The organism is Thalassotalea piscium (assembly GCF_030295935.1).
GTDB classification, from domain to species: Bacteria; Pseudomonadota; Gammaproteobacteria; order Enterobacterales; family Alteromonadaceae; genus Thalassotalea_B; species Thalassotalea_B piscium.
Genome location: NZ_AP027362.1, coordinates 2418550 through 2434161 on the forward strand (window position 1 = coordinate 2418550; position 15612 = coordinate 2434161).

Consider the following 15612-nt stretch of genomic DNA (forward strand, 5'->3'; position numbering starts at 1 on the left):
ACTGCGTTAATTCGACTGAGTTAACAGCCATTGTGAAAAACATTCAATGCTAGGTGATGAATGATGTTTTATTAGGTAGTAGCCTGCATTGGCTGCTACCGGCTTAAATGGTGAAACTAAACGCTTGTGCTTGAAGTCTTCAGCAACTAAAGCATAGCGTGCCATTGCAATACCTAATCCTGCTTCTGCGGCTGCCATGGCCATATCAGTGCGGTTGAAAAAGTGCCCTTTATTATATTCAGTTTTTATATTCATAGTGTTAAACCAATACTGCCATTCAATATATTTTTCAGCTCCTTCCCAAGGCATAGCATCATGCAATAGTGTAACTTTCTGCCAAATGTTGTTTACATTTTCTTGAGAATTATCATGCCAATTAAAGCGTTTATAATAGCTAGGACTCATCACAGGTATTAACTGCTCAGCGAGTAATAATTGAGAGTTGGCATAGACATAAGGCGATTGCCCATAATCTATCGCTAAATCAAAACTACTATTTCGATGATCAACTAATGCCCTTTCTGCAAAGGTATGAATACTAATATTAGGATAGAGGCTATAGAAATTTTGAAGGCGTGGCACTAACCATTTAAAGGCAAATGACGGTGTGAGTTTTAACCGTATTTCTCCGCCTATGATAGGATTGCGCTTTATGTTATCAATGGTTTGTACAATATCATCAAAACTGCTTTCAACAACTCTAAGCAGCTGACTTCCGGAATTTGTGAGTCTTATCCCTCTTGAGTGTCTTTCAAATAATTTGAATGATAAACGCTCTTCTAACAAGCTAATTTGTTGGCTAACAGCCCCCGTGGTAATATTTAAATAGCTAGCTGCTTGGGTAAAGCTGCCACAACTTGCCACAACGCTAAAGGTCGATAAACCTGACAATGTATTTCCTGCAATAGACACAACACTTAGCCTTTAAAATATCTAAAGGCTAATATTAATAACTATCGATTGTTTAATCCAATATTATCTTTCAATATGACGGCATAAATTATAATGAGCTAGATTAAGTTATGAAGGTAATTGTATTAGGTAGTGGTGTTATTGGGCTGACATCTGCATGGTACTTAGCTAAAGCGGGTCATCAAGTGACAGTGGTTGATCGACAATCAACAAGTGCTGAAGAAACCAGCTTTGCTAATGCAGGGCAAATTTCATACGGCTATTCATCGCCATGGGCTGCACCTGATATTCCGTTTAAAGCGATTAAATGGTTAATGCAAAAACACGCACCGCTTGTTGTACAACCTAGCCTATCGCCTGAGTTTTATGCATGGACAACTAAATTCATAAAAAACTGTAATTTACAGCGTTACCAACTCAATAAAAATAGAATGTTACGCATAGCAAACTATAGCCGTAAGTGCCTAATTGATTTAAGAGAAAGTACATCTATAGAGTATGAAGGACAGCAAAGAGGTACACTACAAGTCTTTAGAAACCAAGCACAAGTTGAAGCCGTTGAAAAAGATATGGCGTTACTTAAAGAAAGTGGTACACGTTTTACATTATTAAATACTAAAGAATGCATAGAAAAAGAGCCTGGATTATCACTTGTTAAAGATAAAATTGTTGCAGGCTTACATTTGCCAGATGACGAAACGGGTGATTGCTTTATGTTTTGTCAACAACTTACCGAAATGGCAAAAAAGGCGGGGGTTAAATTTAACTTTAACGTAGAGGTGAATCATTTATTGCGTGATAACGACACCATTACTGGAGTAAACACATCTATTGGAACCCTTAAAGCAGACGCTTATGTTGTAGCCTTGGGCAGTTACTCTGTTAAGCTTGTTAAACCTCATGGCATTAATTTACCGGTATATCCTGTCAAAGGCTATTCATTAACGCTTCCTATTACTAACAAAGACTACTCTCCTGTTTCAACGGTAATGGATGAAACGTATAAGGTTGCCATTACTCGATTTAAAGACAGAATTCGGGTTGCTGGTACTGCTGAATTAGCGGGTCTGAATTTAGCGCTTTCTCAAAAGAGAAAATCAACAATTTCTATGGTAGTTGAGGACTTATTTCCTCAAGGAGGCGATTTAAGTAAAGCTGAGTTTTGGACAGGTTTACGTCCAATGACACCAGACGGTACACCTGTGATCGGCAAAACAAAAATAGCTAACCTATTCCTTAATACCGGACATGGCACACTTGGCTGGACCATGGCATGCGGTTCAGGTAAGTTACTCGCCGATGCCGTATCAAAGACAACACCCGATATAGATACAGAAGGGTTCGACATCTTCCGTTATTTGTAGCCGCGGTTAAAAATAAAAAGCACCATAAAATGGTGCTTTTACTGTTATTTAATAAGCGCTTAGGCGTGCAACTTAATTTTCAAACCTTTTAGAAAGGCAGATAATGTCTGATCGTTACATTCTCGATAACGTTTATGATTAACATTTCTAAATAACGCACTTAATTCATGCTTACTTAAATTCAGATCTGCTAACGCTAACACAGCAATAACATCTTCAGCTTTGTATGCTAACGCAATTTTAAGTTTGTTAAAAATAAGGTTGTTATTAACCTCTTGCTCCGCTTGGTGTTGGGGCCCGTCTCCTACCCCTCTTTTATCAACAATTAAGCCATTGAGAAAACTAGCAAGTTCTACATCAAGTAACTCTGTGTAATTAGCATCATCTTTTTCTTTGAAAAAACAGGCTAGCTTTTCTGCACTAATCTCAAAATTATTCAATGCGAACACAGCAATCATTTTTTCATCAGTAAATTCAAATATGGTACTGATCCTGCGAAGAATATCATTATTTATCATGGGTAACCTTTTCAATTAACAGTGCATAAGCAAGTCATGCGTAAGTCAGCAAGCTTTAATTAACATTAAGCCACTTTTCTCTGACCATTTTTTTTCTGTGCTATGTCTTTTTTAATCGCTTCATTAGCTAAATATTCATCTAACGATCCTTGGAAGTCGACTAATTTATTATCTTTAATATCAATAATACGTGTAGCTAGGCTTGATACAAACTCACGATCATGGCTAACAAAAATTAATGTACCTTCAAACGCCTTAAGTGCATTGTTAAGGGCATCTATTGCTTCTATATCCATATGGTTAGTTGGTTCATCCATAATTAAAACATTGATATCTTGCATCATTAACATACCGAATAGGAGTCTGTTTTTCTCGCCTCCTGAACAATTGCGTGCTTTTTTATTGGCGTCGTCTTCTGTAAATAATAATCGCCCTAGCATGCCGCGAACGGTTAAATCGTTATGGCAAGGTCTACGCCATTGCGACATCCAATCCATTAGCGTTAAGTCATTATCAAAAAAGTGACCACTGTCTTGAGGGCAATAACCTATAGATGCATTTTCAGACCATTTAACGACACCGGTTAATTGCGCTAGCTCACCGGTTAAACATCGCAAGAATGTGGTTTTACCCGCGCCATTCTCACCAATAATTGCCAGTTTTGCTCCTGCTTCTAATAATAAATCACCTTTTTCAAATAAAAGGTCGCCTTCAAAACCATGGCTTAAGTTTTCAAGCTCTAATGCTTGGCGGTGCATTTTCTTTCCAGACTTAAACGAAAGCTTCGGTGTCATACGGCTTGAGGCTTTAACATCATCTAGTTTAATTTTATCCATTTTTTTCGCACGTGAACTGGCTTGCTTTGCTTTTGAAGCATTCGCTCCAAAGCGATTTACAAAGTCTTGTAATTCTTCAATTTCAGCTGCTTTTTTCTCGTTACCGGCAAGTAATTGTTCACGGATCAGACCTGACTGGGCTAAATAAAATTCATAATTTCCCGGGTAAATACGCAACTCCCCATAGTCAATATCTGCCATGTGAGTACACACTGAGTTCAGAAAATGGCGATCATGAGAAATGATGATCATGGTGCATTTACGTTTATTCAATTCACCTTCTAACCAAGAAATAGTGTGTATATCAAGGTTGTTGGTTGGCTCATCTAGTAACAAAATATCGGGATTTGCAAATAATGCCTGTGCAATTAACACTCTTAACTTCCAACCAGGTGCTACTTGCTCCATTAAGCCATAATGAAATGACTCCTCAATACCAGCTTCTAATAATATTTCACCTGCACGACTTTCTGCACTATAACCGTCCATTTCAGCAAACTGGCTTTCAAGATCGCCAACACGCATTCCATCAGCTTCACTCATTTCTGCTTGCGCGTATATATTGTCTCTTTCTTGCTTAACCTTCCATAAGGCCACATCGCCCATGATCACGGTATCAATAACACTATACTTTTCAAACGCGAACTGGTCTTGGCTCAAGGTTCCTACTTTGTTCCCAGCAGTAATAGACACATTACCAGCACTTGGTGTTAGCTCTCCTGTGAGAATTTTCATAAAAGTAGACTTGCCACAACCATTGGCGCCAATTAATCCGTAGCGGTTGCCATTGCCAAATTTAGCCGAGATATTTTCAAATAACGGCTCTGCGCCAAACTGCATAGTAATGTTCGATGTAGTGATCAAAAAGGTATTCCTTGGTATTGCTAATTAATGCTAATAACTTTTGAGTACGGCTGCTTGTATTACTTGAATAATTAAATAGCCAAAGTCTCAAAATAATAAGGTCGCGCATTATACAGCATAATGTTCAGCCGCCCTACCTAATAATATTTTTTGTCTGCTTTTTAATCACAACAATTAAATACACTTTGTATAAATTACTATTTCTGTGAAATTTTTACAGAAATAAACATTAAATCTATGATTAGACAATCAATAAAATTAAATTAACTAACTGAAATAAAAAACTTTTAATTTACTGGAACAATATCTGCTTCACTAATATCGGAAACATAGCAGGCTCGTTATTTATTATTGCAAGTCAACTTCATCGGGTTAATGAGTTTGGTATCAATTTACATCTTAAGTAAAATCACAATGACGGAGGTATAAATGAAACTATTTAAAAAAATGATCGGCTTATCCTTTATTCTTACATTCGCTTTAGCCGTATCTGCTTGTTCTACAATGGAAGGTCTAGGTGAAGATATTGAAGACGCTGGAGAGTCAGTGCAAGATGCCGCTCAATAAAGGAAAATATAGAGCTGAGCGTTAAGTACAGCCACCTACTATTTTATTAAACGAAGCTAATGTATAGGCTTCGTTTTTTATTCTTGTGTTACCAATTTTAGTTAGAGATAAACTAAATTGTGAAAGAACACATGCTTTTTACAATTAAATTAATGAGTAAGCTTGAATAAATTGCATTAAACCCACATAAACAACTAGGGCGTGTTAAGTATAAAGACTCAATTAGTACAATATGCTAATTTATCAACACTGAACGTAATCACATAATGTAATAAAGATCTTAAAAATTAAAACAAGAGAACTGTTAATTAGCTATCGTCATCAGTTTACACACCAAATTAATAAAGCGAACCTAAATTTATAGGGCGATTGTTAATTGTAAACGAGTTATACCAGTTTCATTAATTAAGTGATCTATTTTATACGCAGTGAAAACAGTCAAATACAAGACGTTTATTTTCATAACTAGTTGTTCAGGGCAATTATGCTTCAGCATTGCCCACATAAGCTACATCCTTGTAGCGATAATTATAAAATAAATAACGCAGTAGTGACTGTTTTAGCCAGTAGCAAATGATCACATAGTTAGTGAGATTGGTATTAAACCAACTTGAGGGATAAAAGTGTTAAAAATACTATTAGTGGATGACGATACGGAGTTTACCGAAGTCGCCTGCCATATTATTGAATTTTTAGGTCATGACATTTGCACAGCAAATAGTTTAAAAGAAGCCTACGAGTGGCTAGAAAACAATAGCTTCGATCATATTTTTTTAGACTTTATGCTGCCAGATGGTAGTGGTTTACATTTAATAGACCACCTTAAAAAGTCTGAGCATGATCCTTATATTACATTAATTACTGGTCACCCATTAGTAAAAGGCTTACTTGCAGGGTTATGCGGCCCTAAAGTCGATTACATCGCTAAGCCATTACAGCGTGAAGATTTAGAGCAAGCGCTAACACATCAACCTAAAAAGGCAACTCAGCCGAAAAAGAACAACAAAGCACTCCCTAAAAAACATTTCGATTGTTTAATTGGCGAATCAGAAGCAATGCAAGAGATGTACACCATGATCTCACGTATCGCATCAACAAAAGCCAACGTTATGTTGTTAGGAGAAAGTGGTGTAGGTAAAGAAGTGGTCGCACAAGCAATTCATACCGCAAGCAACACGGGTGAAGAGCTGGTTGCAACTAACTGTGGCGCAATGGCAAAAGATTTAATTGGTAGCGAACTCTTTGGACACGAAAAAGGCGCTTTTACTGGTGCAATAGCTAAAAAAGACGGTGTATTTCTACGTGCCGGCAATGGCACCTTGTTTCTAGATGAAATTACTGAAATGCCAATAGATATGCAGCCCAATTTATTACGCGTACTAGAAAGTAATAAAGTAACGCCAATAGGAGGAACAAAAGAGATTGATGTAAATTGCCGGGTTATTTCAGCAACTAATCGTTCTATTGAAGAAATAGCACAAAGCAAAGTGTTAAGAGAAGATATTTATTTTAGGTTAGCTGTTTTTCCTATTAGCATTCCCCCTTTACGCAAGCGAAAAGATGACATTCCCCTTTTAGCTGCAGCTTTTTTAGCGGAATTAAACGATGAGTACAATAGAGACTATCAATGGACCGCCCCACAAATTCAACGTTTAACTGAATATGATTGGCCAGGTAATATTAGAGAAATGCGCCATGCCATTCATCGCGCATTTATTATGGCCGACCCTGATAGCAATCATATTGAACTACCAAAAACCTTCCGTTCGCCTTTCTCTTCTATCTCAGAAAATCAGCATAGCTTAAGCGCTGGTCGTACTATTGAAGATGTCGAGCGTGAATTGATAAAAGTAACGCTCGAAGATGTAGAAGGCAACAAATCGCTTGCCGCTAAAATGTTAGGTATTAGTATAAAAACATTATATAACCGTTTGCATGCCTATGGTGACTTTGAAGAATGAGGCTAAGTAAGCTCCCCAGCAAAGAGAAATAATAATGAATAATAACCAGCACAATGAAGAATCTGAACAGGCTGATTTAAATCAACTTATTCATGATGCCCGTGGACCACTCAATAGAATTTCTATGCAGGCAGAAATGATTAAATTAGTACTTGAAAACGATATGCCAGTTGACAAAGCACTAGAGGCAGCAGCCAAAATTATTGCATCGTGCCAAGAGTGCAGTCAAACACTTGAGCAACTTTCAAAGGCAGCTAAACGCTAAATTAATGTGACGTAAAGTAACGAATTTATAATGACTAGAATTGAAAAACTATTAGAAAACAATAAAGTATCATGGGGATTAATCTTCTCTATTGTTGTTGGCGTTATTGTTATAAATATCGTTTTAGCATTAAAAACCATTGATGATTTATCAATAACTCAAAAAGGTATTACTAATACTGGCGAAATAATTCTTAGCTTAGACAAATTGCATAATTTAGTGTTGTCTGCCGAAACCGGCCAGCGAGGTTATCTGCTAACAGAAAAAGAAGATTACTTACAGCCCTATCAAAACGCCATTGGCCAAGTAATCAAACAAATAAAGCTAGTTAATTCATTAAACTCAGACCTTGAAATTCAAGGTGAAAAAATTGCTGAACTATCAAACTTAGTAGAAATTAAAATGATAGAGCTTAGCGATACTGTTGATCTTGCACTAAGTGACAACGAAAAGCGCGCGTTAAAAATAGTAATGACAGGTCGTGGCAGAACGCTATATAAGAAAATGGAAAACCTCTTTAATGAAATAAAAACAAGTGAGGTACTGCACCGAAACGACTTATACAAAAAACTAGAAAACATAGAACGAGAAGCAAAGTTTACCTTTAGTATTTCAGCTATCACTAGTTTTTTATTATTAGTTGGCATTGGTGTAATGGTTCGCATAAATAGCAAAACAGAGCTTTTCTATCGACAATCCCTTGAAACTCAAAATGAAGAATTAGCTGAAAAAGTAAGTTTACGCACTAAAGAATTAACAGTTTATTCAGAAGAGTTAGCAAGAAGCAACAGAGAGTTAGAAGACTTTGCCTTTGTCGCTTCTCATGACTTACAAGAACCTTTACGTAAAATTAGAGCTTTTGGTGATAGGCTTTCAACTGGCTACAATGATGTAATTGATGAACGCGGGCTCGACTTTATTAAGCGCATGAGTGGTGCAGCAGAGCGAATGTCGAACCTAATTAATGACTTATTAGAGTATTCTAGAATTAATACGCGAGGAAACAAGTTTATACCTGTTGCGCTTAATCAAGTAGTAAGCGACGTAATTGATGACTTAGAAGTAGCAATTGAAGAAAGTGCTGCGGTAATAAACTACCCAGATTTACCTGAAATAAATGGTGACGTTAGCCAACTTAATCAGTTATTACTTAACTTACTAAGTAATGCTATTAAGTTTAGGCAAAAAGATCTTGCGCCTAAGATCACTATCGCTTATCAAAAAGAATCGGCATACGATCCTATACTAAGTACTGATTCACTTTGGCATGTTATTACCATAACCGATAACGGAATTGGTTTTGAACAAGAGTTTGAAGATAAAATATTTGTACCCTTTCAACGCTTGCACGCAAGAACAGCATATAAAGGAACTGGTATTGGCTTAGCCGTTTGCCGGCGTATTGTTGAACGTCATGGCGGCACCATTTCAGCTAAAAGTCAGGTGAATCACGGCACTACTTTTACCATTAGTATACCGCACCAATATACAGCACCAACTACAATGGCAGAATAACCAATTAAAGGAATTTACACCATGAAAACAAGCACTCCCATTGTAATATTAATGGCTGATGACGATGAAGATGATCGTTTACTTGCACGCGATGCATTAATTGAAAGCAGAGTAATAAACGAATTACACTTTGTTGAAGACGGTGTTGAATTACTCGATTATTTAACACACCAAGGCAAATTTAAAGACAAAGAAAGCGCACCTAGGCCAGGACTAATACTGCTTGATCTAAATATGCCCCGTAAAGACGGCCGAGAAGCGTTAAAAGAAATAAAAGCTAACCCTGAATTAAAGGGTATTCCTGTTGTTATTTTAACAACGTCAAAGCAAGAAGAAGATATGGTCAAAGGCTATGAACTGGGTGCAGCGTCATATATTACTAAACCTGTTAACTTTGAAGGGCTTGTCGACTTAATGAAAGCACTAGGTAAATACTGGGTAGAGTTTGTTGATCTGCCATCGTATAACGAAAAAAATTAGTAACAACACTATGTCTAAGTTAAGTACCCGTATTTTATTAGTTGAAGATGACGAAGATGATTATATTCTCACCTGCGATTACCTTCAGCAAATGCCAAGTCATCACTTTACTATTGACTGGGTCGATAACCCTGTTGAAGCATTAGCGCTGCTAAAAGCAAATACCCATGATATTTGCTTGTTAGACTATCAGCTAGGTGGTTTAAACGGTTTAGCGGTACTTAAACAAACCTCTGCTGATGGCTGCACTGTGCCAATTATTATGCTTACAGGGCAAACAGATACTGAACTTGATAACAGCGCGCTCGATGCCGGTGCGGTAGATTACTTAGTAAAATCTGAACTTAATAGCGCAAGATTTAACCGAGCAATTCGCTATGCACTGGCAAGAAAAGACATAGAAAATGAACGAGTTGAACGAATAAAAGCTGAGGCTAAAAGCCGATCCAAAGATAAGTTTCTAGCACATTTAAGCCATGAATTACGTACGCCACTCACCTCAATACTTGGCTATACAGAATTACTACTGAGTGATCACGCTAACAATGCAATTCAACCTGAACTTACTACTATATTAGACAACGGTAAACACCTATTGGGGTTATTAAATAATGTACTCGACCTCTCTAAAATTGCCGCTGGAAAGTTTGAACTCAATAACACCACAGTGTCATTTGAAAGCTTTATTGTAGATGTTTACACACTCATGTCTATGTCGGCACAAGATAAAGGTATTAACCTAAATTTAATTGCTAAAACCAAACTACCTATCGAAATTACGGCTGATCCCCTTAGATTACGCCAAGTGCTGATTAACATTATTCATAATGCAATTAAATTCACCAATCATGGCTCTGTTGACCTTCATATTTGGTTAGAGGATAACGCCAATAAGCCATGCTTATGTTTTTCAATAAGCGATACCGGTGTTGGTATACCTGACAGTTTGTTAGCAACAATATTTAAACCTTTTGAACAAGTTCAAGATATTGTTTCACGTAACGAAGAAGGCGCAGGCCTTGGTTTATCAATTTGCAGTGAACTGTTAAAGCATATGGGTGGCAATATATCAGTTGAATCAACACTAGGTGTGGGTAGTAAGTTTGTAGTATCGATTGACCCTGGCAACATTTCAGGTGTTGAACAAAAAACGTTATCCTTCAAGCGTAGCGATTATAAGTCATCAACAGAAACCCTTAGCAAACTTTCAGGCAAAGTATTAATTGTTGATGACATTGATGATATTAGACGATTAATTGGCTATGTTTGCCGCTCCTTTGGCCTTGAAGTGAGCTATGCAAATAATGGCCAGCAAGCGATTTCAAAAATAGTTTCAGCAAGCGAGTCTTGTGCACCTTATGATCTAGTTTTAATGGATATTCACATGCCTGTGTTAGATGGTAAAAGGGCTATATCTCAGCTTAGAAACATGCACATAAACACTCCAATACTAGCAATAACTGCGGCAACAATGAAAGGGGTACAACGAGAGTTGCATGACCTAGGCTTTAATGACGTAGTTCCCAAACCCATAGATAAATACGAATTACATCAAAAAATTATGCAGCAGCTCATTAAGTCTCCGCTTGATTCAACAGTGCAACATAAAAACAACACCAAAAAAAACATTAAAAATAATGAACGTATACTGCTAATTGAAGACGATGTTGATGCTGCAGAAATCACTGCATTATTACTTCAAAGCTTAGATAAAGCAGTAACAATAGCTCACAGCGCAACAGCAGCAAACAACATACTTATTACAGATAAGCACTGGCAGTATATATTAGTTGACATGAACCTGCCTGATGCTAATGGCCTAATCCTCAGTTCGTCACTAAAGCAGCAAGTACCCAATGCCAATATAACCATTGTTAGCGGTAATCAGGTATCAAAAGAAAGTATTGCCCAATCGGGGGCCGATAAAGCGCTACTCAAACCAATAAACCTCGCACTACTTCAACAACTGTTTGATCAACAGTAACTTCTGCATACTGTGCAACTACTACAAAAGTACCTTGTAATATTTACCTAACCTTTTAAACGCCCAAATCAAGAAGATAAACAATACACTTACTTTTCAGTCACTTAATACATGGCACAACTATCGCATAGTTAAGGTATGTCAAACAATAAAGTAAAGGAGAAATCTAATGTTAAGTTGGGCATTCACTTTTTTAGTTATCGCAATAATCGCAGCCATATTTGGCTTTAGTGGAATAGCAGGTGCAGCAGCTGGAATAGCAAAAATTATCTTTTTCATCTTTGTAGTTTTACTTGTTATATCACTGATAGTTAACGCATTACGAGGAAAAGCTCCAAGAGCTTAACCATTATATTTTTTAAGGAGAATTTCATGAATATTAATAAAAACATTTCAATTACAGCACTAACACTTACCGTACTACTTAGCTTAGCAGCTTGTAGTGATGATAAAGCTGAAAACGCAGGTGAAAAAGTAGACAACGCAATAGCTAATACTAAAGATGCTGCAAAAGATGCTGGTGACAACTTAAAAGACGCCGCTGAAAGTGCAAAAGACAAAGTTAAAGATTTAGCAACAGATACTGGCAATGCTATTGAAGATGCCTGTGAAAAAGCTAAAGACAAACTTGATGTAAAAGATACTGATTGTTAAACACTAGTGCCAAACAATAGATATTATACCTAGAGGGTATATACCTAGTGAATTAAGTCATTTTAGTAAAAGACTAAAATCATTTAATTCACATTATTTTCATTACTTTAAGTTAAAATTAATTGAATAAATTAAACAATAAGGAAAGAAAATGAAAAACATGATCATGCTATTCGCAGCACTGCTAACTAGTATTTTACCAGTAACTACATTAGCAGGAACAGTAAGTTCTGCTTCAGTTATTGAGCAACAACGATCTGCTATCACCAAGCAACAAATATTATCAATGGTTGAAACAGATAAAGTGCAACAGCAATTAGTAGCGTTAGGTGTAAGCCCTGATGATGCAAAGCAACGTATCAATAACCTAACCAATGCCGAATTAGCATCGTTAAATAACCAAATTAACGATGCCCCAGCAGGCAGTGGTGTTGTTGGAACAATATTTACAGTGCTTCTTGTGGTTGCTGTGCTTGATTTATTAGGCGTTACTGATGCTTATTCGTTCATCGACCCTATTTAAATTAGCCAATAAAGTAATAAAGGTTGGCATTATAGCCAGCCTTTTTTCTCTGCTTGGTTGTGCCACCCCACCACAAACATTGCAGCTTGTTGAGCACGCGCCAACCAACATACCTGCTAAAGTAAATATTCAAGGCGTTCCTTTTTACCCTCAACAAGCCTATTATTGTGGGCCAACCACGCTTGCTGAGGTGTTTGAATACAATGGCGTAAAACAAACACCAGAACAAATTGCTCCGCAACTATTTATCCCAAAAAGGCAAGGTAGTTTACAGCTAGAAATGGTTGCTGCCATTAGACAACAAGGGTTTCTTGCTTACGCTAAACGTGGTTCATTAACAGAGTTAATGGATCTAGTTAACCAAAACATCCCAGTTATTGTGTTGCAGAACCTAGGCCTTTCTTGGTATCCATTATGGCATTATGCTGTTGTTAAAGGTTATGACTTACACACCCATGAGTTTATTCTTCATTCTGCTGACATTGAAAATCGCAGGGTATCAATGCAAGTATTTGAACGCACATGGCAACGGGCAAGCTTTTGGTTTGTTGCAGCGTTAACACCAACACAAAGCACAACACCTCTAGATGACTTTACTTATATTAGTGCCGCTCAAGATTTAATATCAACAGGGCAAGCGTTGGCTGCAATACCTTATTTACACAATGCCATTAAGGCTTGGCCAAATAACTGGTTAAGTTACTTTTTACTTGCCAATTATTATTTAGAGAAAGACGAAAACAAAAGCAGTAATTTAACCAAGGCTATTTTTTGGTTTGATCAGGGCATTAGCAATGGACAAAAGCAAAGCCATTATTTAAATAACTATGCTTATGCACGCTTTAAAAACGGTCAGATTGAAGAGGCAAAAATTCTCATTAATAAGGCTGTAACTCTGTCACCGACAGATGAAAACATATTAGCAACACAAAAAGAAATTTTTGCTACGAATAATTAACAATACCATTAATCTCAATAACTATGCGATCATTTATACTGGCTAAAAAATCAACTACTGCGTTATTTATTTAATAATTATCGCTACAAGGATGTAGCTTATGCAGACAATGCAAGCATAATTGCCCTGAACAACTAGTTATGAAAATAAACGCCTTGTATTTGACTGTTTTTCTTATGCATAAAATAGATAACTTAATTAATGAAACTGGTATAAAAACTAAAAGTTAAGAGCAATAAACAAAGGAAAAATTTATGCTACCTATTACCGATACAACGATAAGAACCCTATTTGCAAAAGTATTTGCTTTTATCTTCTTTGGATTAGCAGCAGCCATTATATTTTCATTAATTAACACCATATTGCAAGGAGTAATTAACGGCACCGAAATAATGCAAATATTTATTAGCAGCATTAACACCGGCATTATTGCTCTTGCTGTGTTTGAATTGGCGTTAGTGATCAACCAGGAATACACCAACCGTGATGAAACAAAAGATGTTATTGCCAGCTTAAGAAGAACCATTCCAAGGTTTATAGGCACCGTATGTATAGCGCTTTCAATTGAAGGGTTAATTATGGTGATAAAATACAGTCAACTCGACTTAGCAGGAAATTTATATTATCCAGTTGCTATTATCTCAAGCACTGCACTTTTATTAGCATCTCTTGGGCTATTTCTCCACTTAACAAAAGACCAATAAATAACATTCAACTGCAACATTTGAACTAACTAACCTGAGTTCTGGATAAGCTAAGCACGTCAATGTCACGATTTTTGCGCGTATCTGCGTTGTTAGGTACGCAAACTTGCCTTGATTCACTCAACACTTATAACATTGATATATAACTACATAAGCAATACGGTTTTTTATAATAAGCAATTGAAAAATATAACTTTATCTGTATTGGTCGTACATCCGTTATCCAGAGCACAGGTTAACTAACTTCGTTAAGTATACAATCGCGAGCCTAATTGAAATCACGTAATAAGTTTTGTAGCATTGCCTATTAAACTATTTTACATTATCAACGAAAGGATGCTTAATGATGAAAAATCAAATTAGCTATGGTTTAATATTAATCGCTTCAGTGTTTCTTTATAGCTGTGGTGGCAGTTCTGACAGCGAACAACCAACAACACCACCAACACCTCCTATTCCACCAACAACAATAGTTAACACAGAATTAAATGACTCTGTTACTGTTAGCCATTTATATCTAGACGGAGAAGCCCAGCTCGCCGCTACAACACAAAGCTTGCTTTGGCGAGCCAACGCTGATGCTCAGTGGCAAGATCGCTCTCCAAGCTCAAGTGGAATAAAAGCATTAGCAATAATTTCTCAAGGACATTATATAGCTGCAGTTCAAACTGATGAAGCAGCTCCATATTCTAAGCCTTCACCGCTGTATATTACCCAAGATAGTGGCCAAAATTGGCAACTGATCAACCATAATTTTGGCGGTGACGAATTTAGTACTATTAATAATATTGTCTATGACCAAGTGAATAACCAACTGTATGCAGTGGGCGATACCTCTTTTGCTGTTGCAAATAGTGCAGCAGAAAACTGGACGCTATTAGATGGAGCTTGGGATGGAATAGCATCTGGTTTAGCACTAATTTTACCTCATCCATCTCAACAATTTATCTGGTTTGGTGGACAAGGGCCAATTGAAAATGGTCACTTAAATCGTTATTCAATTGTCGACGGCAGCGTGACGACTTGGACTGACTTGCTGCCAAATCCATCCGTTTTTAAAGGAGGATTGATCCACCCAACCGACAATAAAACTGTTTTAGTGGGCGGCGAAGGAGGTATAGTAATCAGCCGTGATAACGGCACAAACTGGGAGCAACCATTGGGCGATGTTGACCACCATTTTTATTGGGACATTGTTATTGATGATATTGGTAATCTATACAGCGCCAGCTTTAACAAAGGAGGAGCAGAGCAGCCATTAAAAGTACTTTGCAGTAGTGATAACGGGGTTACTTGGAACAGTAACGATTTTTCAAAAGAAGTCAGTAAAGGTGGCGTTAAAAGTTTATTAATGTTGCAAACTAATACAGAAAACCTACTTTATTTAGGCCTTTGGGATAATGGTATAAAATCAATTAATACCGCTAACATAAACTGCGGTTAACCTAGAGTCTTTTATTGCCTAATGAAGATAAATTAACGGCTCTAAACCAATGTTTAGTTGGAT

General features: G+C 36.9%; 17 protein-coding genes. 13 read left to right on the forward strand and 4 right to left on the reverse strand.

Annotated features, from left to right (window positions below; translation table 11 throughout):
- Nucleotides 1-6: 6 nt before the first annotated feature.
- Entirely contained in the window at nucleotides 7-912 is a 906-nt protein-coding gene (locus QUD79_RS10475) for a LysR substrate-binding domain-containing protein (protein ID WP_286288014.1), read from the reverse strand.
- Nucleotides 913-1022: 110 nt separating this feature from the next.
- On the opposite strand from QUD79_RS10475, the gene QUD79_RS10480 reads away from it, so the two are divergent.
- Nucleotides 1023-2276 carry a D-amino acid dehydrogenase gene (locus QUD79_RS10480; protein ID WP_184425446.1) on the forward strand — a complete coding sequence of 418 codons (1254 nt, stop codon included), beginning with the start codon at nucleotides 1023-1025 and terminating at the stop codon, nucleotides 2274-2276.
- 59 nt (nucleotides 2277-2335) lie between these two features.
- Here QUD79_RS10480 and QUD79_RS10485 read toward each other — a convergent pair whose 3' ends face one another.
- Together QUD79_RS10485 and QUD79_RS10490 are read right to left on the reverse strand one after the other, a co-directional pair.
- Entirely contained in the window at nucleotides 2336-2794 is a 459-nt protein-coding gene (locus QUD79_RS10485; protein WP_184425444.1) for a YehS family protein, read from the reverse strand.
- Between the two features lie 65 nt (nucleotides 2795-2859).
- Nucleotides 2860-4494 (reverse strand): ABC-F family ATPase, encoded by a 1635-nt coding sequence (locus QUD79_RS10490; RefSeq protein ID WP_184425442.1) that lies wholly within the window; start codon nucleotides 4492-4494, stop codon nucleotides 2860-2862.
- Nucleotides 4495-4923: 429 nt separating this feature from the next.
- Between QUD79_RS10490 and QUD79_RS10495 the strand changes: the two genes are divergently transcribed.
- Nucleotides 4924-5061, forward strand: a complete 138-nt coding sequence (locus QUD79_RS10495) for an entericidin A/B family lipoprotein (protein WP_184425440.1) — start codon at nucleotides 4924-4926, stop codon at nucleotides 5059-5061.
- A gap of 358 nt (nucleotides 5062-5419) precedes the next feature.
- On the opposite strand, the gene QUD79_RS10500 is transcribed toward QUD79_RS10495, so the two are convergent.
- Entirely contained in the window at nucleotides 5420-5566 is a 147-nt protein-coding gene (locus QUD79_RS10500) for a hypothetical protein (protein ID WP_184425438.1), read from the reverse strand.
- A gap of 118 nt (nucleotides 5567-5684) precedes the next feature.
- Between QUD79_RS10500 and QUD79_RS10505 the strand changes: the two genes are divergently transcribed.
- The 11 genes from QUD79_RS10505 to QUD79_RS10555 all read left to right on the forward strand — a co-directional run bounded on the left by QUD79_RS10505 (nucleotide 5685) and on the right by QUD79_RS10555 (nucleotide 15549).
- On the forward strand, nucleotides 5685-7022 hold the full coding sequence (locus QUD79_RS10505) for a sigma-54-dependent transcriptional regulator (RefSeq protein WP_184425436.1): 1338 nt from the start codon (nucleotides 5685-5687) through the stop codon (nucleotides 7020-7022).
- 34 nt (nucleotides 7023-7056) lie between these two features.
- Entirely contained in the window at nucleotides 7057-7287 is a 231-nt protein-coding gene (locus QUD79_RS10510) for an ATP-binding protein (RefSeq protein WP_184425434.1), read from the forward strand.
- Nucleotides 7288-7317: 30 nt separating this feature from the next.
- Nucleotides 7318-8802, forward strand: coding sequence for a sensor histidine kinase (locus QUD79_RS10515; RefSeq protein WP_184425432.1), 1485 nt, complete (start codon nucleotides 7318-7320; stop codon nucleotides 8800-8802).
- 21 nt (nucleotides 8803-8823) lie between these two features.
- Nucleotides 8824-9282: a response regulator gene (locus QUD79_RS10520; protein WP_184425430.1), complete on the forward strand. Its 459-nt coding sequence runs from the start codon at nucleotides 8824-8826 to the stop codon at nucleotides 9280-9282.
- A 10-nt stretch (nucleotides 9283-9292) separates the two neighbouring features.
- Nucleotides 9293-11266, forward strand: a complete 1974-nt coding sequence (locus tag QUD79_RS10525; protein ID WP_184425427.1) for a response regulator — start codon at nucleotides 9293-9295, stop codon at nucleotides 11264-11266.
- A 169-nt stretch (nucleotides 11267-11435) separates the two neighbouring features.
- Nucleotides 11436-11612: a DUF1328 domain-containing protein gene (locus QUD79_RS10530; RefSeq protein WP_184425426.1), complete on the forward strand. Its 177-nt coding sequence runs from the start codon at nucleotides 11436-11438 to the stop codon at nucleotides 11610-11612.
- A 26-nt stretch (nucleotides 11613-11638) separates the two neighbouring features.
- Complete coding sequence (locus tag QUD79_RS10535) at nucleotides 11639-11920, forward strand: hypothetical protein (RefSeq protein WP_184425424.1); 282 nt, start codon at nucleotides 11639-11641, stop codon at nucleotides 11918-11920.
- 151 nt (nucleotides 11921-12071) lie between these two features.
- Nucleotides 12072-12443 carry a PA2779 family protein gene (locus tag QUD79_RS10540; protein WP_184425422.1) on the forward strand — a complete coding sequence of 124 codons (372 nt, stop codon included), beginning with the start codon at nucleotides 12072-12074 and terminating at the stop codon, nucleotides 12441-12443.
- A complete protein-coding gene (locus QUD79_RS10545; protein ID WP_184425420.1) occupies nucleotides 12415-13401 on the forward strand; it encodes a PA2778 family cysteine peptidase in 987 nt (328 codons plus the stop codon). Before QUD79_RS10540 ends, QUD79_RS10545 begins: the two co-directional genes overlap by 29 nt.
- A gap of 254 nt (nucleotides 13402-13655) precedes the next feature.
- Nucleotides 13656-14105 (forward strand): hypothetical protein, encoded by a 450-nt coding sequence (locus QUD79_RS10550; RefSeq protein ID WP_184425418.1) that lies wholly within the window; start codon nucleotides 13656-13658, stop codon nucleotides 14103-14105.
- Nucleotides 14106-14448: 343 nt separating this feature from the next.
- Nucleotides 14449-15549, forward strand: coding sequence for a WD40/YVTN/BNR-like repeat-containing protein (locus QUD79_RS10555; RefSeq protein WP_184425416.1), 1101 nt, complete (start codon nucleotides 14449-14451; stop codon nucleotides 15547-15549).
- Nucleotides 15550-15612 lie beyond the last annotated feature (63 nt).

Bases quoted from the DNA above. Each gene is read 5' to 3' on its own strand.
- QUD79_RS10545 (WP_184425420.1), top strand. From the start codon at position 12,415: ATGCTTATTCGTTCATCGACCCTATTTAAATTAGCCAATAAAGTAATA.
- QUD79_RS10480 (WP_184425446.1), top strand. From the start codon at position 1,023: ATGAAGGTAATTGTATTAGGTAGTGGTGTTATTGGGCTGACATCTGCA.
- QUD79_RS10540 (WP_184425422.1), top strand. From the start codon at position 12,072: ATGAAAAACATGATCATGCTATTCGCAGCACTGCTAACTAGTATTTTA.
- QUD79_RS10555 (WP_184425416.1), top strand. From the start codon at position 14,449: ATGATGAAAAATCAAATTAGCTATGGTTTAATATTAATCGCTTCAGTG.
- QUD79_RS10485 (WP_184425444.1), bottom strand. From the start codon at position 2,794: ATGATAAATAATGATATTCTTCGCAGGATCAGTACCATATTTGAATTT.
- QUD79_RS10535 (WP_184425424.1), top strand. From the start codon at position 11,639: ATGAATATTAATAAAAACATTTCAATTACAGCACTAACACTTACCGTA.
- QUD79_RS10510 (WP_184425434.1), top strand. From the start codon at position 7,057: ATGAATAATAACCAGCACAATGAAGAATCTGAACAGGCTGATTTAAAT.
- QUD79_RS10495 (WP_184425440.1), top strand. From the start codon at position 4,924: ATGAAACTATTTAAAAAAATGATCGGCTTATCCTTTATTCTTACATTC.
- QUD79_RS10530 (WP_184425426.1), top strand. From the start codon at position 11,436: ATGTTAAGTTGGGCATTCACTTTTTTAGTTATCGCAATAATCGCAGCC.
- QUD79_RS10525 (WP_184425427.1), top strand. From the start codon at position 9,293: ATGTCTAAGTTAAGTACCCGTATTTTATTAGTTGAAGATGACGAAGAT.
- QUD79_RS10500 (WP_184425438.1), bottom strand. From the start codon at position 5,566: ATGTGGGCAATGCTGAAGCATAATTGCCCTGAACAACTAGTTATGAAA.
- QUD79_RS10550 (WP_184425418.1), top strand. From the start codon at position 13,656: ATGCTACCTATTACCGATACAACGATAAGAACCCTATTTGCAAAAGTA.
- QUD79_RS10520 (WP_184425430.1), top strand. From the start codon at position 8,824: ATGAAAACAAGCACTCCCATTGTAATATTAATGGCTGATGACGATGAA.
- QUD79_RS10515 (WP_184425432.1), top strand. From the start codon at position 7,318: ATGACTAGAATTGAAAAACTATTAGAAAACAATAAAGTATCATGGGGA.